The organism is Pseudomonas sp. GW821-FHT11G12 (genome assembly GCF_058808055.1).
Window position 1 is genome coordinate 1 of sequence record NZ_JBXARH010000013.1, and the last position, 26,150, is coordinate 26,150.

Sequence of the window (26,150 nt, forward strand, 5' to 3'; positions counted from 1 at the left end):
TTTTCCGTTTCGACTGCGCCGGAAGTGGGGCGAATTATAGGCCTCCAGAATCTGCCGTCAACCCTTAATTTCGCTTTAGGCTGGAAAGGCCTGTTTTTCGCCTTCTATATAGTCGCAGGCTACTACGCACCCACGCCCCAAAAGACATCACGAAAGGATCCCCATCGAAACGTCACTGGAAACCGTCGCCCTTTTCTCCCTAAAACTGGCTTATGAGGAAGAAGGCCTGAGCCCGATCCTGCGCGATGATCTGGTCATGGGTGATTACCAGTGGGGCATGTTCGAACGGTTGGTGCGCCGGGAAGACGCCCAGACCTGGCCCACTACATAGATGAAGGAAGTGGCGCCACGCCTCTATTTTGATATCTTGCCGTCCATCTTCAGCGCTCATCATCGGGAACGCGCTGATCTCAGGCTATCGAAGGTTTAAGGAAAGGATCGAATGGATTTTTTGTGTTTTCTGGCATTTGTCGCGGCCTGGGGGTTCATGTGGCGCTGGGTGGTGAAAAACCGCGGTAGCTGGAACCTGTTTCTCGGAAACCTCATTGGCGCGGTCGGCGGTTTCATTGTTGGCGTCGTGGTGCTATCCATCTTCCTGTCGTTGTTCCCGTCCGCAAACAAGTCAAAAGACAAGCCTGCGCCCGAGATTGCTAAAGAGGCCACTGCGACGAACCCTGGACTGATGCCAGAGCAGGAGCCGGCCGCAACGCAAGCACCAGTCGCTCCGGTTCCAGCACCAGCACCAGCACCAGTACCGGTTTCCGACAACCTTGCAAGCTATGTCGCCAGCGAACCGCAGAATGAACCTTCACCACCCGAGTCCGCGCTAATGCCCTACTACAGTAAGCGCATGGCAACATCGGTTTCTGAAAAGAAGATCGAAGACACCGCAGGCAAGAACTTTGTCACTCTGCGCCAGATGATGGGCAAGGATCCGAACGCTGACAAATCGGTACTGGCATCGGTCATGTGCACGCCTTTCATTCAGAGCGCCATGCGTTTTCCAATGGCGGCGGTCATTACCCCGCAAGAGAAAACCAGCAGCAAGCGGTTCAAGGATCAGACTTACACCATCAGTAATACTGTCACCGCCCGCAACATGCTCGGCGATGATGTCCGTTACCGGTTCGATTGTTCGATTCAACAACTGCCGGCCAATGACTCGGGTTATGCCGAGTGGCGCCTGCTGGATCTGAAGCTGCAAAAGGCTGGCTCTTAAGCCTCGCTTAAGAGTTGAAGGCGCAGGCTGCGCTATCATCGCCAGCCTGTGCGCCTTGAGCTTTCCCCTTTGATGTCTCGATCCTCTGCTGACCTCTCCCCGCTGCCTCCTGTATTGGCCGGCCCGCTGTTGCGGCGGCTGGAACCGACACGACTTGTATTGTGGCTGGTGGGTACTCGCCAACTGACGCTGACCCTACGCCTGCAAGGTGTGGGAGACATTCCTCTCGACGCAACGAAATGCACGGTCATCCCTGTAGGCACTCGGGCGTTTGTCCATCTGATCGACGTCGTCCTCGACAGCGCCCTGCCCTGCGAAGAACGCATCGACTATGACTTGCTGATTGACGGCGAAACACAGATCGCCGATTGGGCGCCCCATCTCCTGTACCAGACAGACCCGCGCCCGAACTTCGTCCTGCGTTCTCGGATCGATCAACTGTTGCACGGCTCCTGCCGCAAGCCCCATCACCCGGCAGCGGACGGCTTGCTGTGCGTCGATCGATTACTCGCCGCCGAAACCGATCCGCAACAGCGCCCGGCCCTGCTGATGATGAGTGGCGACCAGATCTACGCCGATGACGTCGCCGGCCCGATGCTGCGGGCGATTCACGCCCTGATCGAACGGCTTGGCCTGTTCGGCGAGTACCTCGAAGGTGCGGTGGTCAGCAACAGCTCCAAACTTTATGAGCACCCGGCCAGTTACTACCACCGTGCGGATTTGTTACCCGCACTCGAAAGCAACGAGACATTGCGCGAACGCTTTTTCGGCGGTGCGCGTAAGCCGATTTTCACCAGCAGTAGTGCCGACAATCATCTGGTGACGTTTGCCGAAGTCATGGCCATGTACTTGTTGGTGTGGTCACCAACGTCATGGACATTGATCGACCCGCAAGCGCCAGCGCTGGCACCCGAACGTCGCCAGCGCTATACCCTGGAGCAGACCCGGATCGATGCCTTCAAGGCAGGCCTCGGCAACGTTGCCAGAGCATTGGCGCACTTGCCGAGCCTGATGATCTTCGATGACCACGACATTACCGATGACTGGAACCTTTCCGCGCAATGGGAAGAAACGGCCTACGGCCATCCGTTCTCCAAACGCATCATCGGCAATGCACTGATCGCCTATATGTTGTGCCAGGGCTGGGGCAACAACCCGGATGCTTTCAGCGAGCTGCTGGAGAAAACCCGACGCCTGAGCGACAGCGGTGATGACCACTATCTCGATGCGCCAGTGCAAGACGATCTGATCGATGAGCTGCTGCGTTTTCAGCACTGGCACTTTGTACTGCCGACCAGTCCGGCCCTGGTTGTACTCGACACCCGCACCCGACGCTGGCGCAGCGAAATGGCGCTCAAGCAACCTTCCGGTCTGCTCGACTGGGAAGCCTTGAGCGAACTGCAACAGGAACTGCTCGATCATCCGTCGGCAATCATCGTCTCACCGGCACCGATCTTTGGTGTAAAGCTGATCGAAACGGTGCAAAGGGTATTCAGCTGGTGCGGTTATCCACTGCTGGTGGACGCGGAAAACTGGATGGCCCATCGCGGCGCCGCCCAAGTGATCCTGAATATTTTCCGACACACGCGTACACCGGGTAATTACGTGGTGCTGTCAGGGGATGTGCATTATTCGTTCGTCTACGAAGTGCTAATCCGACACCGCAAGGCCGGCCCGCGAATCTGGCAGATCACCAGCAGCGGTATCAAGAACGAGTTCCCGAAAACCTTGCTGGAATGGTTCGACCGTCTGAACCGCTGGCTCTACTCACCCCGCTCGCCGCTGAACTGGCTGACCAAACGCCGACGCATGCGTATTGTGCCGTACGTTCCCGAGCATGCCGAAGCAGGTGAACGTCTGTGGAACTCGGCGGGGATTGGTCAGGTGTTTTTCAATGAACAAGGGCAGCCACAAGACATCATTCAGCACAACTCGAATGGCGCGCCAAAGACCCGAATGCTCGCACCTGATCTGACGGATTATCCTGAATAGGATTGCGACAATTTCCGACAGGAGATTGCCCGGATGAAAAATGTGGCTGCCGAAAATGATCGGCAGCCACTTCAGACGAAATCAAGAGAGTCACTTTGCCTCAAGCATCCGTCCCATCCCCCTGACAATCATCCCCACCTCCCGCTCATCAATCGTCAACGGTGGCAGCAACCGTATGGTTTTGCCCCGGGTGATGTTGATCAGCAGTCCATGATCCCGCGCAGCAATCAGTGTCAGGTCGCGAATCGGCTGTTTCAGTTCGATGCCGACCATCAACCCTTGCCCACGAATTGCCAGCACATTCGGATTGCCCGCCAGTTCCGCGTGCAAGCGACTGAGCAAGCGCTCACCTTGAATCCGCGCATTTTCCAGCAGGCCTTGTTCCTCGATGATCTCGAGCACGGTGCAGCCAACCCGGCAGGCCAGCGGATTACCGCCAAACGTGCTGCCGTGGCTGCCTGGGGTAAACAGCTCAGCCGCCCTGCCCCGGGCCAGGCAGGCACCAATCGGCACACCGTTACCCAAGCCCTTGGCGAGGGTCATGACGTCGGGAACGATGCCCTCATGCTGGAACGCAAACCAGCGCCCGGTCCGGCCTATGCCGGTCTGGATTTCGTCGAGCATCAGCAGCCAGGCGTGACGGTTGCAGAGTTCGCGCAGGGCTTTCAGGTAACCCGACGGCGCCATTTGCACGCCGCTTTCGCCCTGGATCGGCTCGACCAGAATCGCCACGATCCGTTCGCCATGTTGCTGCTGCACCTGCTCCAGTGCCTCAAGATCACCAAACGGCACTTTGACGAAGTCACCCGGTAGATCGTTGAACCCCAGACGTACCGCCGGGCCATCGCTGGCTGACAAAGTGCCAAGAGTACGACCATGAAACGCATTGGCCATGACCACCACCAGCGGCTGCTCGATCCCCTTGCGCCAGCCGTGCAGACGCGCCAGTTTCAGCGCGGTTTCATTGGCCTCGGCGCCAGAGTTGTTGAAGAACGCCCGCTCCATTCCCGACAGCTGCGTCAATTTCAGCGCCAACTGCTGCTGCCAGTCGATGCTGTAGAGGTTGGATGTGTGCAGCAGTAATCCAGCCTGTTCGCTGATCGCCGAAACGATCCGCGGGTGCGAATGGCCGACATTGGTCACCGCCACACCCGCGACGGCATCGAGGTACTCGCGACCGGCCTGATCCCACAGACGGGTGCCCAGGCCTTTGGTGAAACTCAGGGCCAGCGGTTGGTACGTGTTCATCAGGGCGGCGGTCATGACTTCAAACTCCAGTGAAGGTCGGTGTGTTTGCAGTATGGTTAGCCACCAGAGCTGGATAAACTCGGGAAAACTTCAATCATTTAGAAGCAGGACTTGATAATGGATCTGTTCCAGTCGATGAGCGTCTACGTCAAAGTCGTGGAAGCCGGCAGCATGACCAAGGCCGCCCTGCAGTGCGAAATGTCCACGACCATGGTCGGCAATCACCTTCGCGCACTGGAACAGCGACTCGGCGTGCAGTTACTGCAACGCACCACCCGGCGTCAGCGGCTGACCGAATTCGGCACGGTCTACTACCAGCGTTGCCTGGAAGTATTGGGGCTCGTGACAGACTCCGAACGTCTCGCCGAACAAACCATGGATGAGCCGCGCGGCCTCCTGCGCATCACCGCACCGCTGACTTTTGGCGTCGAACGACTGGCCCCGGCGCTAAGCGAATTTTCCCTGCAATACCCGCAGGTAAAAATGGATGTGGTCCTGACCAACCGCCGCCCTGACTTGATGGAGAGTGGTCTTGATGTTGCGTTCCGGCTGGGGCATTTCGAGCAGTCGAATCTGATCGCCCGGCCATTGATCGACTACACGCTGACCGTCTGCGCCTCTCCGGAATACGTAGCCCGGCGCGGCATGCCACTGACGCCCGAAGACCTGCAACAGCACGATTGCCTGTCGTTCGCCTATCCCGCTGGCGATGACTGGCAATCGGTGGAAAAACGCTGGCGATTGAGTGGTCCGGAGGGGGAAATCATGATCGACGTCAGTGGGCCGATGCTAATGAACACCTCCGCCGGTTTGCATCAGGCGGCCCGTACCGGCATGGGCATCGTGATGCTGCCAGACGCACTGGTGGAACAGGATCTGCGCGACGGCAAACTGGTCACGGTGATTCCCGACTACCAACCGCCGAGCCGCCCATTGCACCTGCTTTATGCTCAGGATCGCTATCGACTGCCAAAGCTTCGGCGCTTCGTTGAGTTTGCGATGCAGACGTGGGGGAAAAGCTGACTACGCTTGGCATCGGTTCAATAACAATCACTTGGTCATCAAGGACTCGATCACCCAATGAAAAACGATCTGACGGTACGCGATCTTCTCCCCGCCGAAACGGAATCGGTGCGGTTGTTTCTCGGGCAGCACGGCTGGGCGCATCGAGTCGGATCCGCGGAGCATTTTGCGCAGTTGATTCAAAACTCGCAGCGGACGGCCGTCGCGCTATCGGGCGAACAGATTATTGGCTTTGCCCGCGGCATCACCGACGGTTTGTCCAATGGCTACCTGTCGATGGTGGTCGTTGATGTGCAGCACCAACGCAAAGGCGTGGGCCGGGCATTGGTCGAACACGTGATGGGCGACAACCCCGACATCACCTGGGTACTGCGTGCGGGGCGCGAGGGAGCCGAAGCATTTTTTGCCAGCCTGGGGTTTGAAACCTCAGTGATTGCGATGGAACGCCCGCGATTGAAATAACGGGTACTGAATGCGACCTCGGCTATTATCCACCTTCTTCTTTTTCAGCATGGATGCTGCACGATGCTCACGATTCTGCAAAACACCCCGATACGGGCCTACGTGTTTTTTCTGATTGTGGTTTATTTCGGGATCAAGGCGTTTTCTCCCCGCCGTGAAAGCCGTCTCTCGATGCTCATAACACCACCCGCTTTTTTGGCGTGGTCGTTGTACTCCCTGAACTTGACGATCGACCCGGTCCTGTTTTTTAGCAGTTGGTTCGGCGCGCTGTTGCTGGGCGGTCTCTCGGCCTGGCTGGTTTTCTCCCGTAAGGGCGTGGTACTCGACGACTCCGCGACTGGGCTGATCATGCCGGGCACCGTGAAAATCCTGATCATGTTCCTGATGTTTTTTTTCGCAAACTATTACTTCGGGTATCAGGATGCCGTAAATCCGGAGCTTGCCGCGTCCCCCGACATGCTGCTGCTCAAGTCCACGGTGTCGGGTTTCATGTGCGGCCTGATCAGTACCCGCTCGCTGAAGCTCTACTGGGCACTGCGAGCCCTTGTTGCCCGACAGTCGCCCGTGACCGCACATTAACCATTGGATAACCGGTGATCACGATCCGCTTTTCACCAGCACCGGTTTCTCCTGATAACGCTGGGCAAACAACTGCTTCAACTGCGCCACTTTCGGCATGTCATTGATCACGATGTACGGATAGCTCGGGTGTTCGGTGAGGAAGTCCTGGTGATAGTCCTCTGCCGGGTAGAAGCCGTTGTAGGTTTCCAGTTTGGTCACGATGGGTTTGCTGTAGGCATGCGCCGCATCAAGCTGGGCGATATAGGCCTGTGCAACGCGTTGCTGATCGGCATTGACCGGGAACAGCGCCGAGCGATATTGAGTACCGCTGTCCGGCCCCTGGCGGTTGAGCTCGGTGGGGTTGTGGGCCACCGAGAAGTAGATCTGCAACAGGCTGCCGTAGCTGACCTGAGTGGGGTCGAAGGTGACTTGCACCGACTCGGCATGCCCTGTGTCGCCCTCACTCACCCGCTCGTATTCCGCCGTATTGGCAGCACCGCCGGCATAGCCGGAAACGGCTTTCTGCACACCTTTGACATGCTGGAAAACACCCTGCACGCCCCAGAAGCAGCCACCGGCAAACACCGCGGTTTCGCTGTGTGCCTGGGTGTTTTCGTCGAGTGCCGGCGGCGGAATGACCACGCCCTCCTCGGCCCCGAAGGAAAACGCCGAGCACTGCGCGACAACCCCGGCCGTCGCGACGCCCAGCAGCAGACGACGCCAGATAGTTTGAGCTTTCATGTTCTGTACTCCTGATCAGCCGAAGGTAAAGGCGTAGGCCGACACGCCCGGATCGAGAAACTCGATGCTGAAGGTGCGGTCCTTCACGTCAGCGGTTTGCCGTACCAATTGATACAAGCGTTGTTCGGTCACGCGACCGCTGCCGTCAGGCGCCACGTCGACACCGTGGGAATCGCCCGGCGCCTGACCATCGATCATCACTTTGAAGCGCACCGGTTTACCGTCTGCCCCAGGGCCCAGCACCAGGTGCAGGTCGCGGGCATGGAAGCGATAAACGATACGACTGGCTGGCGCACTCGCCGTGGCACGCTCGGCACCGACCGCCCATTGGCCGCCGAGGCTCCAGTCATTCAGGGCAAGATTTGCAGGTGTCTTGTAGGCCGCGACCTTGTCAGGCACCAGGCTGGTTTCCGGTACGAAATGTTCTGCGCGCTGGTAGCCGACGTAGGTTTCCGGTGACAGCACCTGATTCATGTCCGGTGCAAGCTGCACGCCTTGAGCGTCTGCGTTGATCAGGCCATCAGCCACGGTTTTTGCACCGGCCTCACGCAACAGTTGCTGGATGACTCTTTCCGACTCGGCGTAGTCCCCTTCGCCAAAATGGTGGTAACGAATGCGCCCCTGAGCGTCGGCAAAGTAATGCGCCGGCCAGTATTCATTGTTGAAAGCGCGCCAGATCTTGTAGTCGTTATCGATGGCTACCGGATAGTTGATGCCCAGTTCCTTCATGGCTTTGGTGACGTTGCCTACATCACGCTCGAAAGCGAATTCCGGCGCATGCACACCAATCACCACCAGCCCCTGATCGCGATACTTCTCGGCCCAGGCTTTGACATAAGGCAGCGTGCGCAGACAGTTGATGCAGGAGTAAGTCCAGAAATCCACCAGCACCACTTTGCCCTTGAGTGCCTGGGCATCCAACGGCGCGGAGTTGAGCCACTGCACTGCGCCATCAAGCGCCGGCAACTGACCTTCGACCGGCAGCGAGCCTGGTGCCTTGGCGGACATTTTCATCGCGCCGCCGGCTGCCATCTTGCTGCCGTTCGCCGCGTCATCCGCTGCGGGAATCTGCGCCATCATCGTGCCGTTGCCCTGAGGGGATTTGCCCGAAAGCTTGCCGACCAATGCCTGCTCCAGCCCTCCGGTGGAGGCGGTCGAGAACCGCGCCAGAATCCCGGTATCAAGACCCAGTGCGATGGCGGCCACACCGGCCAGCATCGCGGCCCCGAGCCCGCGCCGGATCCACTCACCAGTCCCGATCGAACGTTTCATCACAGCAAAGACTTTACCGCCGAGCAGCAACGCCGCCGCGAGAGAAGTCGCGGCACCCGCCGCATAGGCGAGCAACAATAGCGTGGTGGCGATGCTTGCCCCTTGCAGCGCGGCACCGGTCAGAATCAGCCCGAGGATTGGCCCGGCGCAAGGCGCCCACAACAGCCCCGTGGCGACGCCGATCAGAAACGAAGCGCCGGGACGCGGACGATTGTCCTGGCCGGCGGCCTCCGACAAGCGACTGCCGGCGGACACCAGCGGCCGGGTCAGACGCTCGGCCAGACGCGGCAACAGCAGCGTCAGCCCGAACAGTGCAACGAACAGCAACGCGAGCCAGCGACCGTACTGATTGACTTGCACCACCCAACCGCCGCCCACCGCCGCCAACGAGGCGACGAGCGCGAAGGTCAGCGCCATCCCCGCCAACAGCGGCAAGCCACTTTTGATAAACGGCTGCCCGGTGCGAGCGAAGACAAAAGGCAGAACCGGCAGGATGCACGGACTGACGATCGTCAGCACACCACCGAGATAAGCGAGAACCAAGAGCCACATAGTGTCGTCCTGTTGTAAGTGAAGATCGCCGGCGAGCCACGACTCAGGCCGCCACGGGTTTGAAGGTCATGGCCAGACCGTTCATGCAGTAACGCAGACCGGTGGGTTTGGGCCCGTCGTCGAACACATGACCGAGGTGACCACCGCAACGCCGGCAGTGGACTTCCTCCCGCGTCATGCCGAAAGAACGGTCCTGACGTATGGCCACGGCGTGTTCCAGCGGCGCCCAGAAACTCGGCCAACCAGTGCGGCTGTCGAATTTGGTCTCGGACGAGAACAGCGCCAGATCGCACCCGGCACAGGCAAACGTGCCGGTCCGGTGTTCGTTGTTCAGCGGGCTGCTGTAAGCGCGCTCCGTGCCCTCTTTGCGCAGCACGTCGAATTGCTCATCAGTGAGCAACCCATGCCATTCACTGTCGCTGTGGGTCACTTCAAACGCTTCGTCGGCCAACGCCTCGCCGACCAACGCAGAGCCGGTGGATAACTTTGGCAATACACCGGCCAGAAAGGCTGTAAGCCCCAGCCCGCCGCCGGTTGCCAGAATCTGTCGCCGTGAAAACATGGCCGTCTCCCAAAATTCCAGATGCCTGTCGTGGAACACAGCCTAGGCTTGGGTTGATCGCCAAATCCTCACGGGAAGTTAAACAATTCGTGATAACTCGCCCGGAGGAAAACCCGCACAATGCGTTCATCGCGCCGAAGGATTGAGCTTCATGGAACAGACCAAACGCGTCCTGGTGGTCGAGGACGACCTGCACATTGCCGACCTCATTTGCCTGCATCTGCGGGACGAGCAATTCGAGGTGGTACACAGCGCCGACGGCGACGAAGGCATGCGCCTGCTGCAGCAAGGTCACTGGGATGCGCTGATCCTCGACCTTATGCTGCCGGGGGTAGATGGTTTGGAGATTTGCCGTCGCGCCCGGGCCATGGCGCGCTACACGCCGATCATTATCACCAGCGCCCGCTCCAGCGAATTGCACCGCATTCTCGGCCTTGAACTGGGCGCCGATGATTACCTCGCCAAACCGTTTTCGATGCTTGAACTGGTGGCTCGGGTCAAAGCGCTGCTGCGCCGCGTGGACGCCATGGCCCGCAATCTGAAGATGGACGCCGGCAGCCTGAGCCTCGATGGCTTGACCATCGACCCGATCACCCGTGACGTGGCCCTCAACGGCCAGCGTCTGGACCTCACCCCACGAGAATTCGACCTGCTGTATTTCTTCGCACGTCAGCCGGGCAAGGTGTTCTCGCGCATGGATCTGCTCAACGCAGTCTGGGGCTACAGCCACGAAGGTTACGAACACACGGTCAACACCCACATCAATCGCCTGCGAGCGAAAATCGAGGCCGATCCTGCGCAACCGGTGCGCATCCTCACGGTGTGGGGCCGCGGCTATAAATTCGGCACGAGCGCAGAGCAACCATGAAACTGACCCTGACGCAGCGCCTGTCACTGGTGTTCGCCGTGTTGCTGCTGGCGTGCTGCGGCACGTCGGCGTGGTTGCAAGTGCGCTCCAGCCAGATGCATGAGCTGGAGGTGGTGCAAGGTCTGTCCCGGGATCTGGCGCAACACATCGCCCACGACACGGTGCTGATGGACAGCAACGGACTGATGCCCGGTGCGGTGCGCGAATTGTTCAGCCAGTTGATGCTGGTCAACCCGAGTGTCGAGGTGTACCTGCTCGACACCGAAGGCCGGATCGTCGGCAACGCGGCACCGGAAGGACGCCTGCGTCGACAGACTGTCGATCTCGCGCCGATTCGACGATTGCTCAATGATCAACCGTTGCCGATCCTCGGCGACGACCCGCGCAGCGTCGATGGTCGCAAGGTTTTCAGCGCGGCGCCATTGCAGGTCAACGGCAAAGCGGCCGGTTACCTTTACGTGGTCCTGCTCAGCGAAGCGCACGACCGATTCGCCGAGCGCGGCGCCACCAGCGCGGCGCTCAACACGGCGCTGTTGTCCATAGGGCTCGTTGCATTCCTGTGCCTGATTGCCGGTTTGACCGCGTTTAATCTGATCACTCGACCGTTACGACGATTGACCGAAACCGTGGGCCAATTCGACATCAACGGCGCACCGCAATCACTGCCCGTCGCGCCGACACCTGTGGACAAGTCCGCGGACCCGGATGAAATCGCCGTGCTCGACGCGGCGTTCCGGCAGATGCAAAACCGCCTCGGTGAACAGTGGCGCTCACTGACCCGCCAGGATCAGGAGCGTCGGGAACTGGTGGCGAACATTTCCCATGACCTGCGCACACCGTTGGCCTCGCTGCATGGTTACCTTGAAACGCTGTCACTCAAGGACGCGACCCTGTCCCCGGAAGAACGCCGTCGCTATCTGGGCATTGCCCTGGATCAGAGCCGCAAGGTTGGCGGACTCGCGCAATCGTTGCTGGAGCTGGTGCGCCTGGAACATGGATTCGTGCAGCCTGTGCTGGAGAAATTTTCCCTGACCGATCTGGTACAGGACATCTTCCAGAAATTCGAACTGGGCGCCGAAGCCCGAAATGTTGCACTCAAGGCCAGCTTCAACACCAACCTGCCGACCGTCTGCGCTGACCTCGGGCTGATCGAGCGGGTGCTGACCAACCTGTTCGATAACGCCTTGCGCCATACGCCTCCGGGTGGCGAAATCGAACTCGGTCTGAAACCCCAAGGCGCGCTGGTTGAAATCACCGTCAGCGATACCGGCCCCGGCATCGCCGCCGAGTTGCGCGAGGGTTTGTTCCTGCGACCATTCAATATCGGTGGTGCGCGACGCGATGGCGGCCTGGGCTTGCGAATCGTGCACCGGATCCTGCAACTGCACGGGCGCGAGATTCAATTGCTCGATGTCGCGGGACGAGGCGCTACCTTTCGCTTTTCGCTGCCGGTGGATCAACAGAACGCCGAACAGTGGATCGTACGTTCAATGAACCTGAATACGCCGGGCAAATAATCAACTCCACCGGGCCGTTGCTCCGTGACAACAACGTCCCGCTCCCCTAAATTAGTCGGCCTGAAAAAGCCCCCCAAGCTTTCTCGTCTCATCTCAAGTTAAAAAAGTAGTGAAATTTCAATGTCCGATTTCAACACCGCTGAATCCGTAGTCACCCTGTCGTCCAAAGCGGAATACGAAAACTCCATCAATCTTTCACAACACATCCCACAGGCGAAGATCATCAGCGAGATGGTGCTGGACGCGTTCCAGTCGAGCCGCGAAAGCGACCAGATCCGCGAGCTGCGCGCTGCGATCCGCCAGGCCCACGACCGCTTCGATGACGACCAGGCCTACGAGCTGATGGGTGAACTCAAGCGTCTGAAAGATGCCGAAGCCGCCGACATTGCAGCGCTTGAAGACCTGAGCAGCAAATTCCCGATCAGCCGCATCCTGTCCAGCTTCAAGGACGACCCGGCGTTCCAGGAAATCGTCTACGGCCTGGCCCTGAAGGTTCTGAACCAGACCCATCAGGCGATCAGCAACCCGAGCGGCGGCAAAAGCAAAGCCGCACGCGCCAAGAAAGACGTCGAAGTGTTCAGCATCAGCAAGGACGGCATCAGCGTGACCCTGCCGTTGCGCACGCCGCGTTCGCGCTTGAGCGTGGATCGTGAAGCGCTGGAATTCCTCGGTTTCACCTTCGTCGGTGAAGGCGAAGAAGCCGAGCTCGAAGGCGAGACCTTCGTCGACAACGCCGGCACTGAGCACGCGATCAACCGCAAGAACATCATCACAGCCCTGCAACAGCAGACCGCGTTCGACGGTTACAGCATCGCCGCCCAATAAGCGCAGCGCTGACGAAAAAGCCCCGCTCTGAATTTCAGGCGGGGCTTTTTGTTGTTTGGCGTTCAGCGATTACGCCGACGGATGTACTGCTGCGATCATGTCGACTTCAATGGCTGCGTTTTTCGGCAACTGATAGACGCCGACGGTTGTACGCGTGTGGCGGCCAGCATCTCCCAGCACATAACTGAAAACGTCGGACGCACCGTTGGCCACTTCGCTCAAGTCGACGAAGTCCGGGGTCGACTTCACATAGACCGTGACCCGCAACAACGCCCTGACCTTGTCCAGCGAACCGACTGCATCGACGATGAATGCCAGGCAACGCATGGCGCTGATGCTCGCGGCGGCCTGCGCATCCTTGAGCGTCAGCTCCAGCCCGACCCGCCCCGGATACTGAATCTTGCCCTCGGTGCGCGGCACCATGCCACTGATGTACAGCTCATCGTGATGACGAACCAGCGGAGCGTAATTGCCGCCCACCGTATTCTCGCCATTGATGTCGTAGTTCAGCTCTTTTGCCAGGGCAATGAAGCGTTCGTCGCAGGTCATCCTCTCAGTCATTTCGCCCAGCCTCTTGATCGATGCATGAAGAATTGCAGATTACGACAGTTGAACGCCGAACAGTGCATGGCGCCATAACTGACAGGGTTGGATCCAAATCTAGGGCTTTTACCGACACACCGCAACCTGTGGTTGCTTGTACGAAAAAGCCCCGCACGACATTGAACGTGCGGGGCTCTATTTAGACTTGGAAACGACTTTAAACAGCGCTCAGTCGCTCGACCATGTCAGGGAATTTTTCCACCAAACGGATCAGCAAGGCAGCCTGAGCGTTGGGCTTTGATTTCTCCTGCTCCCAGTTTCTGAGGGTGCTTGGACTTGTCCTGATTCGTCTGGCAAAAACTGCCTGTGACATGTGCAGTTTTTCCCGTAACGCTACGATTTCCTGAGCAGCGACTTCGGGGGCTGGTTTGTCCTCAAGTGTCGTATTACGTAGCGTGATTTTTCCTTCGCGTTGAGCCGCCATCTCATCAACGCCCTGCATCAATTCTGCAAACAGGTCGCGTTTTTTCATGGGGTACCTCGTGTTTTCAACTCTTTCTCTATGGCTCCCTTGAGCGCCCTCTCTTGATCGGCGGTCAAATTCTCAAGCTCATCTTTGTCATAAATCGCAAACATCCAAAACTGGCCATCATTCATAAGCCAATAATAGATAACTCGCAAGCCGCCTCGCCTGCCTTTACCACGACGAGCATCCGCCCAACGCAGTTTTCGGAAGCCACCGGTTCGTGGCATGACATCGCCTGCATGCGGATTGTTCTGCATGTAGGTCTGTAGCTCACGATATTCGTCGTCCGTGAGGTAATGACCCAGGTTTGCGGTGAAGAGTGTGGTTTCAAAGAATATTGTTCTCATTAAAAAACTATAAGCAAATTGCTTATAGCAGAACAATAAACACCTTCCGTTGCAGATAAACAATCCTCAACAAAAAACCCCGCTCATCTCTCGATGAACGGGGTTTCTCGTACAGCGTTCGAACCTTACGGCGCGTACGTCAGCAACAGCTCGGTCGGCACCTTGAAGTCCAGGGACATCATGACGCTCAACGCGGTGATGGTGAAGATCGAAAACACGAACAGCTTGCGTGCCCAGACCGTGTCATCCACCGCCTTGTAGCCGGTCCAGGCCATGTACAACCAGTACATGCCCATGGCCGCGGCGACGGCGAGGTAGCTCATGCCGGCGTAACCGCTGAAGGTCAGCATCAAGGTCGCCACGAGGAAGGCCAGGATGTAGAGCAGGATGTGCTTCTTGGCCACCTGGATTCCGCGCTTCACTGGCAGCACCGGAATCGATGCGGCCAGGTAATCGTTGAAGCGGAAGATCGCGATGGCATAGGAATGCGGCATCTGCCACAGACTGAACATCACCAGCAGGGTCAGCGCGGCCATGTCGAAGCTGTTGGTCACGGCCACGTAACCGATCACCGGCGGCATGGCGCCCGACAGACTGCCCACCAGCGTGCCGTGAACCGACTTGCGCTTGAGGTACAGGCTGTAGAAGCCGACGTAGATGATGAAGCCGATCACGGCGAACAATGCAGCCAACGGGTTGGCCACCTTGTACAGCAACGCAACGCCGGCGACACCCAGGACGGTCGCATAGACCAGGGCCAGTTTCAGGGAGATCAAGCCCTGGACCAGCACCCGGTTCTTGGTGCGTTCCATCTTCAGGTCGATGTCACGGTCGATGCAGTTGTTGAACACGCAACCGGAGGCCACGACCAGGGAAGTGCCGATCATGGCGGCCAGGAACACCGCCAGATCTACATGCCCTTTCGAGGCCAGGAAGAACCCGCCTGCCACAGAAAGCACGTTACCGAAAATGATCCCCGGTTTGGTGATTTGGATAAAGTGCTTGAGCGACATCGGGTCTACCTCACTTCGCCATCATGAACGTGTGGATGCTGAACATGATCCACAGCGACAGGCCGACCAGCAGCAGGATCACGATGGCCGTGAAGACGAACGCGATCACGTTGTTACGCTGAGCCACGGAGCGGTCCAGGTGCAGGAAGTAATACAGGTGAACGATCACCTGGATGACTGCGAACAGCAGGACGATTGCCAGCGTGGTGGACTTCGGCAAGGTCGGGAACATCACCAGGCCGAACGGGATGACGGTCAGGATCACCGACAGGATGAAGCCGATGGCGTACGACTTTACGCTGCCGTGGCCAGCATCATGGCTGTCATGGGAGTGTGCATTAGCCATTACAGGGTCCCCATCAGGTAAACAACGGTGAATACGCAGATCCACACCACGTCCAGGAAGTGCCAGAACAGGCTCAGGCAGCTCAGACGGGTCTTGTTGGTCGCCGTCAGGCCGTGCTTGTTGACCTGGTACATCATGATGCCCATCCAGATCAGACCTGCGGATACGTGCAGACCGTGGGTACCGACCAGGGTGAAGAACGCCGACAGGAAGCCCGAACGGCTAGGACCGAAGCCCTCGGAGATCAGCAGGTGGAACTCGTTGATCTCCATGGCGATGAAGCCTGCGCCGAGCAGGAAGGTCATGAACAACCAGCCCAGAACCTGCTGCTTCTTGCCTTTGTACAACGCCAGCATGGCGAAGCCGTAGGTGATCGAACTGAACAACAGCAGAGCGGTTTCGCCCAGCACGTATGGCAGTTCGAAGATGTCGTGGCCCGACGGGCCACCGGCGACGTTATTTACCAGTACCGCGTACACCGCGAAGATCGACGCAAACAGAATGCAGTCGGTCATCAGGTAGAGCCAGAAACCGTATACGGTCATCTCGCCCGAGTCGTGGTGATGGTCATCGTGCCCATGGTCATGACCATGAGCGTGTCCAGCATTGGTCACTAAGTTCGACATTGTTTAAGCCTGTTCCAACTTGGTTTCAACACGGGTTGCGGAAGCAGGGATCTTCCCGGCCGCTACCAGACGCTTGTGCTGCTCGGCTTCGATGCGCTCGATCGTTTCAACCGGAACCATGTAGCCCTGGTCGTCACGTGCAGCGTGGATCACGAAGTAGATGACAGTGCCGGCCAGGCTGGCGATCGCCAACCACCAGATGTGCCAGATCATCGCGAAACCGAACACGGTCAGCAGTGCGCCCATCACCACGCCAGTGGCGGTGTTGTTCGGCATGTGGATCGGTTCGTACTTGGCTGGAGCCTGGTACGCGGTACCGTTTTCCTTGGCCTCGGTGAACGGATCGATGCAGTCTGCTTTTGGCAGTACAGCGAAGTTGTAGAACGGAGGTGGCGACGAGGTCGACCATTCCAGGGTATGGGCATTCCACGGGTCACCGTGTTCGCACATGTTTTCTGGCTTGTTGCGGTCACGCACCGATACGTACAGCTGGATCAGCTGGCAGGCGATACCGACAGCGATCATCACCGCACCGAACATGGCAACGTACAGGTACGGTACCCACTCAGGGTTGGTGGTGGCGTTCAGACGACGGGTCATGCCCATGAAGCCCAGAGCGTAGAGCGGCATGAACGCGACGAAGAAGCCCGAGATCCAGAACCAGAACGCTGCTTTACCCCAGCCTTCGTGCAGCTTGAAGCCGAACGCTTTCGGGAAGTAGAAGCCGAAGCCTGCGATGTAGCCGAATACCGCGCCGCCGATGATCACGTTGTGGAAGTGAGCGATCACGAACAGGCTGTTGTGCAGAACGAAGTCAGCACCCGGGATGGCCAGCAGTACGCCGGTCATGCCGCCGATGGCGAAGGTCACCATGAAGCCCAGAGTCCACAGAACCTGGCTGGTGAAGCGCAGACGGCCCTGGTAGATGGTGAACAGCCAGTTGAACAGTTTCACACCCGTCGGGATGGAAATCAGCATCGTTGCCAGACCGAAGAAGGCGTTGACGCTGGCACCCGAACCCATGGTGAAGAAGTGGTGCAGCCAAACCATGAAGCCCAGTACCGAGATCGCGCCCGAAGCGTAGATCATCGAGTGGTGGCCGAACAGTTTCTTGCCGGTGAAGGCCGAGATGACTTCCGAGAAAATGCCGAAGGCCGGCAGGATCAGGATGTAAACCTCAGGGTGGCCCCATGCCCAGAACAGGTTGACGTACATCATTGGATTGCCACCAAGTTCATTGGTGAAAATGTGGAAATCCATGTAACGGTCAAGGGTCAGCAGTGCCAGGGTAGCGGTCAGGATCGGGAACGAAGCCACGATCAGAACGTTGGCCCAGGTGCAGGTCCAGGTGAAGATCGGCATGTCCATCAGTTTCATGCCAGGGGTACGCATTTTCAGCACGGTCGCGAGGAAGTTAACCCCCGTTAGCGTTGTACCCAGACCGGATAGCTGTAGCGCCCAGATGTAGTAGTCCATACCCACGCCAGGGCTGTATTGCAGACCCGACAGCGGTGGATAGGCAACCCAGCCGGTCTTGGCGAATTCGCCGACGCCCAGGGACAGGTTGATCAGCACAACGCCGGACACCAGCAGCCAGAAGCTCAGGGAGTTCAGGAACGGGAAGGCAACGTCACGCGCGCCGATCTGCAGCGGCACTGCAAGGTTCATCAGGCCGGTGAAGAATGGCATCGCCATGAAGATGATCATGATCACACCGTGAGCGGTGAAGATCTGGTCATAGTGTTCAGGTGGCAGGTAGCCAGGCGAACCCTCGGTGGCCATGGCCAGCTGGGTACGCATCATGATGGCGTCGGCAAAGCCACGCAGCAGCATGACCATGGCAACGATGATGTACATCACACCGATTTTCTTGTGGTCGACCGACGTCAGCCACTCGGTCCACAGGTAAGTCCACTTCTTGAAGTAGGTGATTGCAGCGAACAACGCCAGACCACCGAGCGCGATCATCGAGATGGTGACCATCACGATCGGCTCGTGGAAAGGGATCGCTTCCCAACTTAATTTACCAAACATCGTTTACTCCTCTGCCCCGGCAGCTGAATGCGAATTCGAGTCCATATCCGTTGCCGCCACTTCTTTCTCTTTCTTCTCGTGCTTCAGCGGCTTGCCCGGTTTCATGCCTTCGTACTTGTCGACGATGGTCTGGAACAGGTTCGGCGTGACCGAGGAGTAGAGCTCGACTGGATTGTTCTGGCTTGGCTTGGCAAGGGCTGCGTATTCAGCTGGTTCAAGCTGTTTAGGTGCCTTTTTGACTTCACTTACCCAGGCGTCGAAATCTTCCTGAGAAGTTGCGATCGCTTTGAATTTCATACCGGTGAAACCAGCGCCGCTGTAGTTGGCGGAGATACCGTCCATTTCAGCGTTGCGGTCAGCGATCAGGTGCAGCTTGGTGGTCATGCCCGCCATCGCGTAGATCTGGCCGCCCAGGCCCGGGATGAAGAACGAGTTCATCACGGCGTCGGAAGTGATCCGGAAGTTGACCGGGGTGTGCGCCGGGAACACGATCTTGTTGACCGTGGCGATGCCTTGTTCCGGGTAGATGAACAGCCACTTCCAGTCCAGCGCGACCACTTCGATGGTCACAGGCTTGACGTCGGATTCGATCGGACGATACGGGTCCAGCTCGTGGGTCGACTTATAGGTGATGTAACCCAGAGCGATGATGATCAGGACCGGAATGGTCCAGACCGCCACTTCGATCTTGGTCGAGTGCGACCATTTCGGGGTGTAGACGGCGTTCTGGTTGGAGGCGCGGTACTTCCAGGCGAACAGGAAGGTCATGATGATGACCGGCACAACGACCAACAGCATCAGCAGCGTGGCGGTGATGATCAGGTTGCGCTGTTCCAGGCCGACCTGGCCCGTTGGATTGAGCAAGGTCATGTTGCAGCCTCCCAGCAACAACGTGCCGAGCAGCGGCACTAGGCCTAGTAATCTGGGGTACCTGTTTTTACTCATCTCACGACCTCTAAAGCAGCTTGCGCAATGCAGTTGGGTTTTGATCGCCAACACTTCACCCTGCCAAGGGTTGGCATTTTCTTTGGATTGAATAAGGGCCGCCCGTCGCGCGTCAGACGCTCGACAAATCCTGGGACAGCGGTCAGTTCTTATTCGAATTCGTGGTCAAAGGCCTTGTTACAGACCAATTCCATTTGGTGCGGAAAGTTGGAAGGCACCGACACCTGGGTGTCTCGCAAGCCTTTCGGCCGCTCGACACCCGACTTCCTGCTCAGTTCCTTATAAAGGCTGAACAGTGCCGGGAATTCAGTGCGGGCGATTGTAGATAGGTAGCGCCCTATACACCATGTCTTATCCCGAAATAATTTTTATCCGTTCGAGCAACAATCCATCACCATTTTTGCAAAAGTTCCGCATGTTATCGAAATCGATTCTCAACAAAAACACCAAAAAATGTAGGTCTATCGGCCTCAGTTCAGACAGCTCCGAAAGCTTTTTCTGACGTCGCGATCCGCGCAAAGCCCGATACCCCAAGGCTTTTGGCCATGTGCCAGCGTCTGTTAAAACTGCCTGATCCGGCACACGCGTGCAAAAACAGACAAACGCTGAAACAGACCAATCCTTTTTTGTAACAGCGCACCAATCCGTGCCTGTGAAACGCACTGCGACACAGCGCGTGTGACAACATGTCGCACACCTGTCGCACCGTCCCTTGCCGTTCGTCACGGTGTTTTCACAAAGACCCTGAAATGCAAAACGCCCCGATTTGCAGAACCGCAAATCGGGGCGTTTGTTTTATCGGCGCCGGGGCCGAAAAGTTGATTCAGCGCAGTGCTTTTCGGTTACGCGAAGTCAGCAGCGGCACCAGGATCACCACCAGCACGAAGGCCACCAGCGCCCATTGCGCCAGCGACAGACCGAGGATCGGCGGGTACGGCGTCGAGCAGAAACCGTCTACCTGAAAGCCCAGCGGGAAGATCTTCGCCAGCGGCAAATCATCGACGATCGGCTGCAGTACATCGATGCCGCAGCTCACTGCCGGGTAGAACTGGGTATACACGTGATGCCCTGCGACACCGGCCCCGGCAATCGCGCAGATCACCACCAGCACTTCGAACACGGTGATGCTGCGGCGGGTGCGCATGGCCGCGCCGATGAACGCGAACAGCGCGATCAACAGCAAGGCATAGCGCTGCAGGATGCACAGCGGGCATGGCGCCTCGCCCAGCACGATCTGCATGTACAGCGCGCCACCGATCAGCGCCAGGCAGATGATGCCCAGCAGCACCAGAAAGCGCCGCTCACGTCCCAATCGAATCGTTTCCTCGCTCATCGCGTTTCCCTTTCATGTCCATGGTTCAGCTGGCCGGCGGCTGCGCTTGCAGTTGCGCCATCAGGCTGATGTTGTCTTCGATATGCCAATTGGCCGCGATGCGACCGTTGTCGATCTGATAGATATCGGTTGCCCGGAAGTCTACACGCTGGCCCAGCCCTTTGAGAGCCTTGAACGTACCGGTGAAATGCCCGCGAAAGTGCAGATGCACCACCACGCGGTCACCGGCGACAATCATTTGTTCGATCTCGCAGCTCAAGTCCGGTACCGCCGTGCGAAAGAACTTCGACGCCAGCAGCGGTCCAGTCGGCCCTTGCACCCGGCCTTCCGGCGGGGTCTTGTCGACAAACTGCGGCGACAGGGCTGCGGTGGCCAACGCCTCTTCGCCAGTGTTCCAGAAACTGCCATAACGCCGCGCCGCCAATTCCATTGCATCACGCTGGGCCTTGGGCAGGCTCTGATCGACGATCAGGGTCTGCGGCTGGATCAACGCGGATTCGGCAAAGGCAAACGGACTGGACAGCAAGGCAACCGACAGGCCCAAAGTGGCCAGGCTGAAACGGCGGGAAGAAGCGAAGTGCGACATGGGGGCGATCCTGATCATGTAAACGAACGAGCGCCTATCATCAGCATCGGGGAATAAACGATAAACCGGTTAAGAAACGATTAACCTTTAAACACTTTTTAAGAATCAGAACGGTTCGAAAAAAAGCGACCCGAGGATCTCGGGTCGCTCATCAGGCTTATTCCAGAGCAGCCGCCGGCCCGAAGAACTCGTAACGGCTCTGTTTCTCCGGCACACCCAGCGCCTTCAGGTGACGCTTGATCGCCCCCATGAAGCCTTTCGGCCCAAGGAAATAGACGTCCACGTCATGCTGCACCGGCAGCCACTCACCCAGTTGTTCCTGGCTCAGCAACCCGACCTTGTCCGCCGCCGGGCTCACGCCGTCATCTTCGGCGTAGCAATAGAAACGCTTGAGCTGCGGATGACGCTCGGCCAGACCATCGATCCAGTCACGGAACGCATGCACGCTGCCATTGCGCGCGCAGTGAATGAAATGCACCGGACGCTCGGTTTCCAGCGCCGCTTCCAGCATGGCCAGCGTCGGGGTGATACCGACGCCGCCGCTGATCAACACCAGCGGTTTGTCGCTGGCAGTCAGAGTGAACTCGCCCGATGGCGGGAACAGTTGGATGCTCGCACCGACATGCAGTTGATCGTGCAGGTGATTGGACGCACGACCACCCGGTTCACGCTTGACGCTGATGCGGTACTGACCCTTGTTGGCCAGGGCCGACAGCGAGTAATTGCGGCGGATTTCTTCGCCGTCGAGCACCAGCTTCATGCCGATGTACTGCCCCGGCTCGGCCGCGAGGATCGGGCCTTTGTCCGCTGGTTCGAAGTAGAAGGAAATGATTTCCGCGCTCTCCTCGACCTTGGCCGCCACGATAAACTCCCGCGCCCCGCGCCAGCCGCCGACGGCTTGTTCTTTCTGGTCATAGATGGCGGTTTCGGCGCCAATCAGGATGTCGGCCAATTGGCCATAGGCCGCGCCCCAGGCACTCATCACTTCCGGCGTGGCGATTTCTTCGCCGAGCACTTCGGAGATGGCGCGCAGCAGGCAGGTGCCGACGATCGGGTAGTGTTCCGGCAGAATCTGCAACGCCACGTGCTTGTTGATGATCTTGGCCACCAGATCGCCCAACTGGTCGAGCTGATCGATGTGGCGGGCGTACATCAACACGCCGTTGGCCAGGGCACGAGGCTGGTCACCGCTGGCCTGGTGAGCCTGGTTGAACAACGGGCGGACTTCCGGGTACTCGGAGAGCATCATGCGGTAGAAATGGGTGATCAGCGCTTCACCGCCGCTTTCCAGCAGAGGCACAGTGGATTTGACGATGGCACGATCCTGGACGCTAAGCATAAGGGTGACTCCTGAGCTTTCTCTAAAAGTGCCTTAACCGTTTCAGTTATCGTGCCAACTAAATTATCCATATAAATCAATAACTTGAAATTTATGTAGTCAGATCGACACAAGCACCTCTATAGTCGCTTCGACTACAACGCGTCTCTTTGACTACAAGACCATGTCTGCCAAATCCCTGCTGACCGCCCTGCTCCCACTGGTTTCCGACCTGTCCCGCGAACTGCCCGAAGGCGAGCGCTACCGGCGCCTGCTCGAAGCCATGCGCGCCCTGCTGCCGTGCGATGCCGCTGCGCTGCTGCGCCTCGATGGCGAGTGGCTGGTGCCGCTGGCTGTCGACGGGTTGAGCACCGACACCCTCGGCCGCCGCTTCAAGGTCAGCGAACACCCGCGCTTTGAAGTGCTGCTGGCAGGCGCCGGCCCGACCCGTTTTGCCGCCGACAGCGAATTGCCCGACCCTTATGACGGACTGGTCGACGGCCTCGACGATCACCTCGAAGTCCACGATTGCCTCGGCTGTCCGTTGTTCGTCGATGAAAAGCTTTGGGGCCTGATCACCCTCGACGCACTCGATCCGGAGCGCTTCGAACCGATCGAACTCGATGCCCTGCAGGCCTTCGCCAGCCTCGCTTCGGCCACAGTGAACGCCGCTGAGCGCATCGAACGACTGGCGATCCGCGCCGAGGACGAACACCAGCGCGCCGAGGTGTATCGCCAGGCCAGCGGCCAGCAGAATCGCGAAATGATCGGCCAGAGCAAGGCCCACAAACGGCTGGTGGAAGAGATCAATCTGGTCGGCGGCAGCGACTTGACCGTGCTGATCACCGGCGAAACCGGGGTCGGCAAGGAGCTGGTGGCCCAGGCGATCCACGCCGCTTCCAAGCGTGCCGACAAGCCGATCATCAGCCTCAACTGCGCGGCCCTTCCGGACACCCTGGTGGAAAGCGAACTGTTCGGCCACGTGCGCGGCGCCTTCACCGGCGCCACCAGCGACCGGCGGGGCAAGTTCGAACTGGCCAATGGCGGCACACTGTTTCTCGATGAGGTCGGCGAGTTGTCGCTGACCGTCCAGGCCAAGTTGTTGCGGGTTTTGCAGAGCGGCCAGTTGCAGCGTCTGGGTTCGGACAAGGAACACCAGGTCGATGTGCGCCTGATCGCCGCGACCAACCGCGACCTGGCCGAAGAAGTGCGCAGCGGTCGCTACCGCGCCGACTTCTATCATCGTCTGAGCGTGTACCCGTTGCGGGTCCCGGCGCTGAGAGACCGGGGCCGCGATGTGCTGCTGCTCAGCGGTTACTTCCTGGAACAGAACCGCTCGCGCATGGGCCTCAACAGCCTGCGCCTGAACAGCGACGCGCAGGAAGCGCTGCTTGCCTACACTTGGCCGGGCAACGTACGGGAACTGGAACACCTGATCGGCCGCAGCGCGCTGAAGGCGCTGGGCAACTGCAAGGTGCGGCCGAAGATTCTCAGCCTGAGCGCGATGGATCTCGACCTGCCGCGTGAGGTTGTGGATAACTCGCCGGAGCCGGCCAGTGCCGTCGTCGCGATGCCGTTGATTTCCGGGGATCTGCGCGCAGCCACCGAGCAATATCAGCGGCAGTTGATCAGCGCAGCACTTGAGCGTCATCGAGACAACTGGGCCAGCGCCGCGCGTGAACTGGGGCTGGACCGGGCGAATCTGGGGCGCATGGCCAAGCGGTTGGGGATGAAATGACAGTCCCGCCGTCGGATTGGCGCCAGAATCCCTAAAGCCTGCCGGTTACAAGTCGATAACCCGGCATCAATAGTTTTCGGCGATTTCCACCCTCGCCCATCACCTTTTTTCCACAGAAGGTTTTTATGTCTTCCAACAAAGCCCGCGCAGATTCACTTTCGCTTCTGCTGTTTACCTTGCGCAGCGGCAAGCTGATGGCGATCAACCTGCTGAAAGTCAGTGAAATCATCCCCTGCCCGCCGCTGACCAAGCTGCCGGAGTCGCACCCGCACGTCAAAGGCATCGCCACCCTGCGCGGTGCTTCGCTGTCGGTGATCGACCTGAGCCGTGCCATCGGTGAGCGTCCGCTGGAAGACCCGAACGGCGGCTGCCTGATCGTCACCGATGTCAGCCGTTCGAAACAGGGTCTGCACGTGCAGGCGGTGAGCAAGATCGTGCATTGCCTGACCACCGACATCAAACCGCCGCCGTTCGGCTCCGGCGGTTCCCGCGCCTACATCACCGGGGTGACCTCGGTCGACGGCACTCTGGTGCAGGTGCTGGACATCGAGAAGGTCATCCACAGTATCGCCCCGGCGCAAATCGAGATGGCCCCGACCGACCTGAGCATGGAAGACGCCGAAGTGCTGGGCAACGCGCGGATTCTGGTGGTCGACGACAGCCAGGTGGCGCTCCAGCAATCGGTGCACACCCTGCGCAACCTCGGCCTGCAATGCCACACCGCCCGCAGCGCCAAGGAAGCCATCGACTGCCTGCTGGACCTGCAAGGCACGGCGCAGCAGATCAACCTGATCGTCTCCGACATCGAAATGTCCGAGATGGACGGCTACGCCTTCACCCGGACTCTGCGCGAGACCCCGGACTTCGCCCACCTCTACGTGCTGCTGCACACCTCGCTGGACAGCGCGATGAACAGCGAAAAGGCCCGTCTCGCCGGCGCCAACGGCGTGCTGACCAAGTTCTCTTCGCCAGAGCTGACCCACTGCCTGATCGAAGCGGCCAAACACGTCGCCGCCCACGGACACTGAGCCTTGAGCGAAACGTTCTGTTTTCTGATGCGGCGCGACCTGAGCCAGGACGTGCCGGCCATCGAGTGGCCGAATGGCATCGAACTCACGACCTATAGCGCCGAACGGGCGCCCGCCGTGCATGAACTGATGCAAATCGGTTACCGCGAAGGTGGCGGCCGGGTATCGGCGCTGGACGTCTGGCAACAGCAGTTTGAAAACGATCCGGAATACGATCCCGCATTGTGCTTCATCGCCAGCGATGCAGACGGCGTCCTCGGCGTGGCGCAATGCTGGACCAGTTCCTACATCAAGAATCTGGTGGTGCATCCCCGCGCTCAGGGTCGTGGATTGGGTCGGGCGCTGCTGCTTCATGCATTCAAGGTGTTTCAGGATCGGCGCGAAGGCTTTGTCGATCTGAAGGTGCTGGAAGACAACCGTCGGGCGCAGAGCTTGTACGAAACGTCCGGAATGTATGTGGTCCGCCGGGAATTGGTGCCGGACTGACAAACTAAAATCCTGCGGCATACTCAAACCCTGGCGATCAAACCTCCAAGGATGCCCGAACCATGAAACGTCTCGCCCTCTCCGTGCTTTGTCTCATTGCCCCGTTTGCCCACGCTTCCAGCCCCGATGCCTGGGCCGCCCATGACAAAGCCGTACTCGCCAGCTGCACCAAGGCCAGCGGCCTGAAAGACGCCAAACCGGTCGGCAATGCCGCGCAATTCGACGACCGCGTCGGTTACACCGCACTATTGCTGCAAGGCCAGTACCCGCAAAAACACATGAAGGGCCAGCAAGGCACCGAGTTGTGCCTGTACAACAAAAAGTCGAAAACCGCGTTCGTCACCGAATGGGACTCGATCCGCCCGACCGCCAAGCCCTGAGTGAATGGCGCACAACTTGCTTCAACCCAGGCCTGCATGGCGGCTTTACGTCGCCGTTT

General features: G+C 58.8%; 27 protein-coding genes. 12 read left to right on the plus strand and 15 right to left on the minus strand.

The genetic code is table 11. From position 1 onward, the window contains the following. The first annotated feature begins 442 nt into the window (after positions 1-442). Positions 443-1,219 carry a hypothetical protein gene (locus AC1RR7_RS28465; RefSeq protein ID WP_493158850.1) on the plus strand — a complete coding sequence of 259 codons (777 nt, stop codon included), beginning with the start codon at positions 443-445 and terminating at the stop codon, positions 1,217-1,219. 72 nt (positions 1,220-1,291) lie between these two features. Beyond that, positions 1,292-3,211 (plus strand): alkaline phosphatase D family protein, encoded by a 1,920-nt coding sequence (locus AC1RR7_RS28470; protein ID WP_493158851.1) that lies wholly within the window; start codon positions 1,292-1,294, stop codon positions 3,209-3,211. 90 nt (positions 3,212-3,301) lie between these two features. On the opposite strand, the gene AC1RR7_RS28475 is transcribed toward AC1RR7_RS28470, so the two are convergent. Then, positions 3,302-4,474: an aspartate aminotransferase family protein gene (locus AC1RR7_RS28475; RefSeq protein WP_493158852.1), complete on the minus strand. Its 1,173-nt coding sequence runs from the start codon at positions 4,472-4,474 to the stop codon at positions 3,302-3,304. 102 nt (positions 4,475-4,576) lie between these two features. Here AC1RR7_RS28475 and AC1RR7_RS28480 point away from each other — a divergent pair, with 102 nt between their 5' ends. The 3 genes from AC1RR7_RS28480 (at position 4,577) to AC1RR7_RS28490 (ending at position 6,523) form a co-directional block, all read left to right on the plus strand. Further along, a complete protein-coding gene (locus AC1RR7_RS28480; protein ID WP_102622688.1) occupies positions 4,577-5,482 on the plus strand; it encodes a LysR family transcriptional regulator in 906 nt (301 codons plus the stop codon). Positions 5,483-5,539: 57 nt separating this feature from the next. Beyond that, positions 5,540-5,944: a GNAT family N-acetyltransferase gene (locus AC1RR7_RS28485; protein WP_493158853.1), complete on the plus strand. Its 405-nt coding sequence runs from the start codon at positions 5,540-5,542 to the stop codon at positions 5,942-5,944. Between the two features lie 63 nt (positions 5,945-6,007). Further along, a complete protein-coding gene (locus AC1RR7_RS28490; protein WP_273541341.1) occupies positions 6,008-6,523 on the plus strand; it encodes a DUF6622 family protein in 516 nt (171 codons plus the stop codon). An 18-nt stretch (positions 6,524-6,541) separates the two neighbouring features. Here the strand turns inward: AC1RR7_RS28490 and msrA are convergent, their stop codons facing one another. Genes msrA through msrB form a run of 3 tightly spaced genes read right to left on the minus strand, consistent with a single transcriptional unit; the run spans position 6,542 to position 9,632 of the window. After that, positions 6,542-7,246, minus strand: coding sequence for a peptide-methionine (S)-S-oxide reductase MsrA (gene msrA, locus AC1RR7_RS28495; RefSeq protein WP_096822801.1), 705 nt, complete (start codon positions 7,244-7,246; stop codon positions 6,542-6,544). 15 nt (positions 7,247-7,261) lie between these two features. Further along, positions 7,262-9,070 (minus strand): cytochrome c biogenesis protein DipZ, encoded by a 1,809-nt coding sequence (locus AC1RR7_RS28500; protein ID WP_493158854.1) that lies wholly within the window; start codon positions 9,068-9,070, stop codon positions 7,262-7,264. A gap of 43 nt (positions 9,071-9,113) precedes the next feature. Continuing rightward, a complete protein-coding gene (gene msrB, locus AC1RR7_RS28505; RefSeq protein ID WP_493158855.1) occupies positions 9,114-9,632 on the minus strand; it encodes a peptide-methionine (R)-S-oxide reductase MsrB in 519 nt (172 codons plus the stop codon). A 151-nt stretch (positions 9,633-9,783) separates the two neighbouring features. Between msrB and AC1RR7_RS28510 the strand changes: the two genes are divergently transcribed. From AC1RR7_RS28510 to AC1RR7_RS28520, 3 genes are all read left to right on the plus strand, one after another. Next, positions 9,784-10,500 (plus strand): response regulator transcription factor, encoded by a 717-nt coding sequence (locus AC1RR7_RS28510; RefSeq protein ID WP_096822804.1) that lies wholly within the window; start codon positions 9,784-9,786, stop codon positions 10,498-10,500. Further along, a complete protein-coding gene (locus AC1RR7_RS28515) occupies positions 10,497-12,017 on the plus strand; it encodes a sensor histidine kinase (protein WP_493158856.1) in 1,521 nt (506 codons plus the stop codon). Before AC1RR7_RS28510 ends, AC1RR7_RS28515 begins: the two co-directional genes overlap by 4 nt. Before the next feature lie 120 nt (positions 12,018-12,137). Continuing rightward, a complete protein-coding gene (locus AC1RR7_RS28520; RefSeq protein WP_493158857.1) occupies positions 12,138-12,842 on the plus strand; it encodes a hypothetical protein in 705 nt (234 codons plus the stop codon). Between the two features lie 69 nt (positions 12,843-12,911). On the opposite strand, the gene AC1RR7_RS28525 is transcribed toward AC1RR7_RS28520, so the two are convergent. The 11 genes from AC1RR7_RS28525 to hmpA form a co-directional block, all read right to left on the minus strand. Beyond that, positions 12,912-13,403, minus strand: coding sequence for a RidA family protein (locus AC1RR7_RS28525; protein ID WP_085709372.1), 492 nt, complete (start codon positions 13,401-13,403; stop codon positions 12,912-12,914). Positions 13,404-13,602: 199 nt separating this feature from the next. Continuing rightward, complete coding sequence (locus AC1RR7_RS28530; RefSeq protein WP_096822807.1) at positions 13,603-13,917, minus strand: helix-turn-helix domain-containing protein; 315 nt, start codon at positions 13,915-13,917, stop codon at positions 13,603-13,605. Further along, positions 13,914-14,258 carry a toxin gene (locus tag AC1RR7_RS28535; RefSeq protein ID WP_493066643.1) on the minus strand — a complete coding sequence of 115 codons (345 nt, stop codon included), beginning with the start codon at positions 14,256-14,258 and terminating at the stop codon, positions 13,914-13,916. The genes AC1RR7_RS28530 and AC1RR7_RS28535 overlap by 4 nt, the downstream gene beginning before the upstream one ends. 125 nt (positions 14,259-14,383) lie before the next feature. Beyond that, positions 14,384-15,271: a heme o synthase gene (gene cyoE / locus AC1RR7_RS28540; protein ID WP_085668163.1), complete on the minus strand. Its 888-nt coding sequence runs from the start codon at positions 15,269-15,271 to the stop codon at positions 14,384-14,386. 10 nt (positions 15,272-15,281) lie between these two features. After that, entirely contained in the window at positions 15,282-15,617 is a 336-nt protein-coding gene (cyoD, locus tag AC1RR7_RS28545; protein WP_065261339.1) for a cytochrome o ubiquinol oxidase subunit IV, read from the minus strand. Continuing rightward, a complete protein-coding gene (locus AC1RR7_RS28550; RefSeq protein WP_007956720.1) occupies positions 15,617-16,243 on the minus strand; it encodes a cytochrome o ubiquinol oxidase subunit III in 627 nt (208 codons plus the stop codon). The genes cyoD and AC1RR7_RS28550 overlap by 1 nt, the downstream gene beginning before the upstream one ends. 3 nt (positions 16,244-16,246) lie before the next feature. Beyond that, positions 16,247-18,277, minus strand: coding sequence for a cytochrome o ubiquinol oxidase subunit I (cyoB, locus tag AC1RR7_RS28555; RefSeq protein ID WP_096822810.1), 2,031 nt, complete (start codon positions 18,275-18,277; stop codon positions 16,247-16,249). Positions 18,278-18,280: 3 nt separating this feature from the next. Beyond that, a complete protein-coding gene (gene cyoA, locus AC1RR7_RS28560) occupies positions 18,281-19,222 on the minus strand; it encodes a ubiquinol oxidase subunit II (RefSeq protein WP_096822811.1) in 942 nt (313 codons plus the stop codon). Between the two features lie 823 nt (positions 19,223-20,045). Further along, entirely contained in the window at positions 20,046-20,555 is a 510-nt protein-coding gene (locus AC1RR7_RS28565) for a disulfide bond formation protein B (RefSeq protein WP_025109264.1), read from the minus strand. Positions 20,556-20,580: 25 nt separating this feature from the next. Continuing rightward, positions 20,581-21,141, minus strand: coding sequence for an ester cyclase (locus tag AC1RR7_RS28570; RefSeq protein ID WP_493066587.1), 561 nt, complete (start codon positions 21,139-21,141; stop codon positions 20,581-20,583). Between the two features lie 157 nt (positions 21,142-21,298). Continuing rightward, positions 21,299-22,480, minus strand: a complete 1,182-nt coding sequence (hmpA, locus tag AC1RR7_RS28575; protein WP_493158858.1) for an NO-inducible flavohemoprotein — start codon at positions 22,478-22,480, stop codon at positions 21,299-21,301. Positions 22,481-22,643: 163 nt separating this feature from the next. Between hmpA and norR the strand changes: the two genes are divergently transcribed. The 4 genes from norR (at position 22,644) to AC1RR7_RS28595 (ending at position 26,091) form a co-directional block, all read left to right on the plus strand. Further along, positions 22,644-24,197 (plus strand): nitric oxide reductase transcriptional regulator NorR, encoded by a 1,554-nt coding sequence (norR, locus tag AC1RR7_RS28580; RefSeq protein WP_493073529.1) that lies wholly within the window; start codon positions 22,644-22,646, stop codon positions 24,195-24,197. A 125-nt stretch (positions 24,198-24,322) separates the two neighbouring features. Then, positions 24,323-25,225: a chemotaxis protein CheV gene (locus AC1RR7_RS28585; RefSeq protein WP_096822815.1), complete on the plus strand. Its 903-nt coding sequence runs from the start codon at positions 24,323-24,325 to the stop codon at positions 25,223-25,225. 27 nt (positions 25,226-25,252) lie between these two features. After that, positions 25,253-25,711: a GNAT family N-acetyltransferase gene (locus tag AC1RR7_RS28590; RefSeq protein ID WP_102622694.1), complete on the plus strand. Its 459-nt coding sequence runs from the start codon at positions 25,253-25,255 to the stop codon at positions 25,709-25,711. A gap of 62 nt (positions 25,712-25,773) precedes the next feature. After that, complete coding sequence (locus AC1RR7_RS28595; RefSeq protein ID WP_102622676.1) at positions 25,774-26,091, plus strand: hypothetical protein; 318 nt, start codon at positions 25,774-25,776, stop codon at positions 26,089-26,091. Positions 26,092-26,150 lie beyond the last annotated feature (59 nt).

Coding starts and splice junctions, on each gene's coding strand:
- AC1RR7_RS28465 (WP_493158850.1), top strand. CDS start 443: ATGGATTTTTTGTGTTTTCTGGCATTTGTCGCGGCCTGGGGGTTCATG.
- AC1RR7_RS28470 (WP_493158851.1), top strand. CDS start 1,292: ATGTCTCGATCCTCTGCTGACCTCTCCCCGCTGCCTCCTGTATTGGCC.
- AC1RR7_RS28475 (WP_493158852.1), bottom strand. CDS start 4,474: ATGACCGCCGCCCTGATGAACACGTACCAACCGCTGGCCCTGAGTTTC.
- AC1RR7_RS28480 (WP_102622688.1), top strand. CDS start 4,577: ATGGATCTGTTCCAGTCGATGAGCGTCTACGTCAAAGTCGTGGAAGCC.
- AC1RR7_RS28485 (WP_493158853.1), top strand. CDS start 5,540: ATGAAAAACGATCTGACGGTACGCGATCTTCTCCCCGCCGAAACGGAA.
- AC1RR7_RS28490 (WP_273541341.1), top strand. CDS start 6,008: ATGCTCACGATTCTGCAAAACACCCCGATACGGGCCTACGTGTTTTTT.
- msrA (WP_096822801.1), bottom strand. CDS start 7,246: ATGAAAGCTCAAACTATCTGGCGTCGTCTGCTGCTGGGCGTCGCGACG.
- AC1RR7_RS28500 (WP_493158854.1), bottom strand. CDS start 9,070: ATGTGGCTCTTGGTTCTCGCTTATCTCGGTGGTGTGCTGACGATCGTC.
- msrB (WP_493158855.1), bottom strand. CDS start 9,632: ATGTTTTCACGGCGACAGATTCTGGCAACCGGCGGCGGGCTGGGGCTT.
- AC1RR7_RS28510 (WP_096822804.1), top strand. CDS start 9,784: ATGGAACAGACCAAACGCGTCCTGGTGGTCGAGGACGACCTGCACATT.
- AC1RR7_RS28515 (WP_493158856.1), top strand. CDS start 10,497: ATGAAACTGACCCTGACGCAGCGCCTGTCACTGGTGTTCGCCGTGTTG.
- AC1RR7_RS28520 (WP_493158857.1), top strand. CDS start 12,138: ATGTCCGATTTCAACACCGCTGAATCCGTAGTCACCCTGTCGTCCAAA.
- AC1RR7_RS28525 (WP_085709372.1), bottom strand. CDS start 13,403: ATGACTGAGAGGATGACCTGCGACGAACGCTTCATTGCCCTGGCAAAA.
- AC1RR7_RS28530 (WP_096822807.1), bottom strand. CDS start 13,917: ATGAAAAAACGCGACCTGTTTGCAGAATTGATGCAGGGCGTTGATGAG.
- AC1RR7_RS28535 (WP_493066643.1), bottom strand. CDS start 14,258: ATGAGAACAATATTCTTTGAAACCACACTCTTCACCGCAAACCTGGGT.
- cyoE (WP_085668163.1), bottom strand. CDS start 15,271: ATGTCGCTCAAGCACTTTATCCAAATCACCAAACCGGGGATCATTTTC.
- cyoD (WP_065261339.1), bottom strand. CDS start 15,617: ATGGCTAATGCACACTCCCATGACAGCCATGATGCTGGCCACGGCAGC.
- AC1RR7_RS28550 (WP_007956720.1), bottom strand. CDS start 16,243: ATGTCGAACTTAGTGACCAATGCTGGACACGCTCATGGTCATGACCAT.
- cyoB (WP_096822810.1), bottom strand. CDS start 18,277: ATGTTTGGTAAATTAAGTTGGGAAGCGATCCCTTTCCACGAGCCGATC.
- cyoA (WP_096822811.1), bottom strand. CDS start 19,222: ATGAGTAAAAACAGGTACCCCAGATTACTAGGCCTAGTGCCGCTGCTC.
- AC1RR7_RS28565 (WP_025109264.1), bottom strand. CDS start 20,555: ATGAGCGAGGAAACGATTCGATTGGGACGTGAGCGGCGCTTTCTGGTG.
- AC1RR7_RS28570 (WP_493066587.1), bottom strand. CDS start 21,141: ATGTCGCACTTCGCTTCTTCCCGCCGTTTCAGCCTGGCCACTTTGGGC.
- hmpA (WP_493158858.1), bottom strand. CDS start 22,480: ATGCTTAGCGTCCAGGATCGTGCCATCGTCAAATCCACTGTGCCTCTG.
- norR (WP_493073529.1), top strand. CDS start 22,644: ATGTCTGCCAAATCCCTGCTGACCGCCCTGCTCCCACTGGTTTCCGAC.
- AC1RR7_RS28585 (WP_096822815.1), top strand. CDS start 24,323: ATGTCTTCCAACAAAGCCCGCGCAGATTCACTTTCGCTTCTGCTGTTT.
- AC1RR7_RS28590 (WP_102622694.1), top strand. CDS start 25,253: ATGCGGCGCGACCTGAGCCAGGACGTGCCGGCCATCGAGTGGCCGAAT.
- AC1RR7_RS28595 (WP_102622676.1), top strand. CDS start 25,774: ATGAAACGTCTCGCCCTCTCCGTGCTTTGTCTCATTGCCCCGTTTGCC.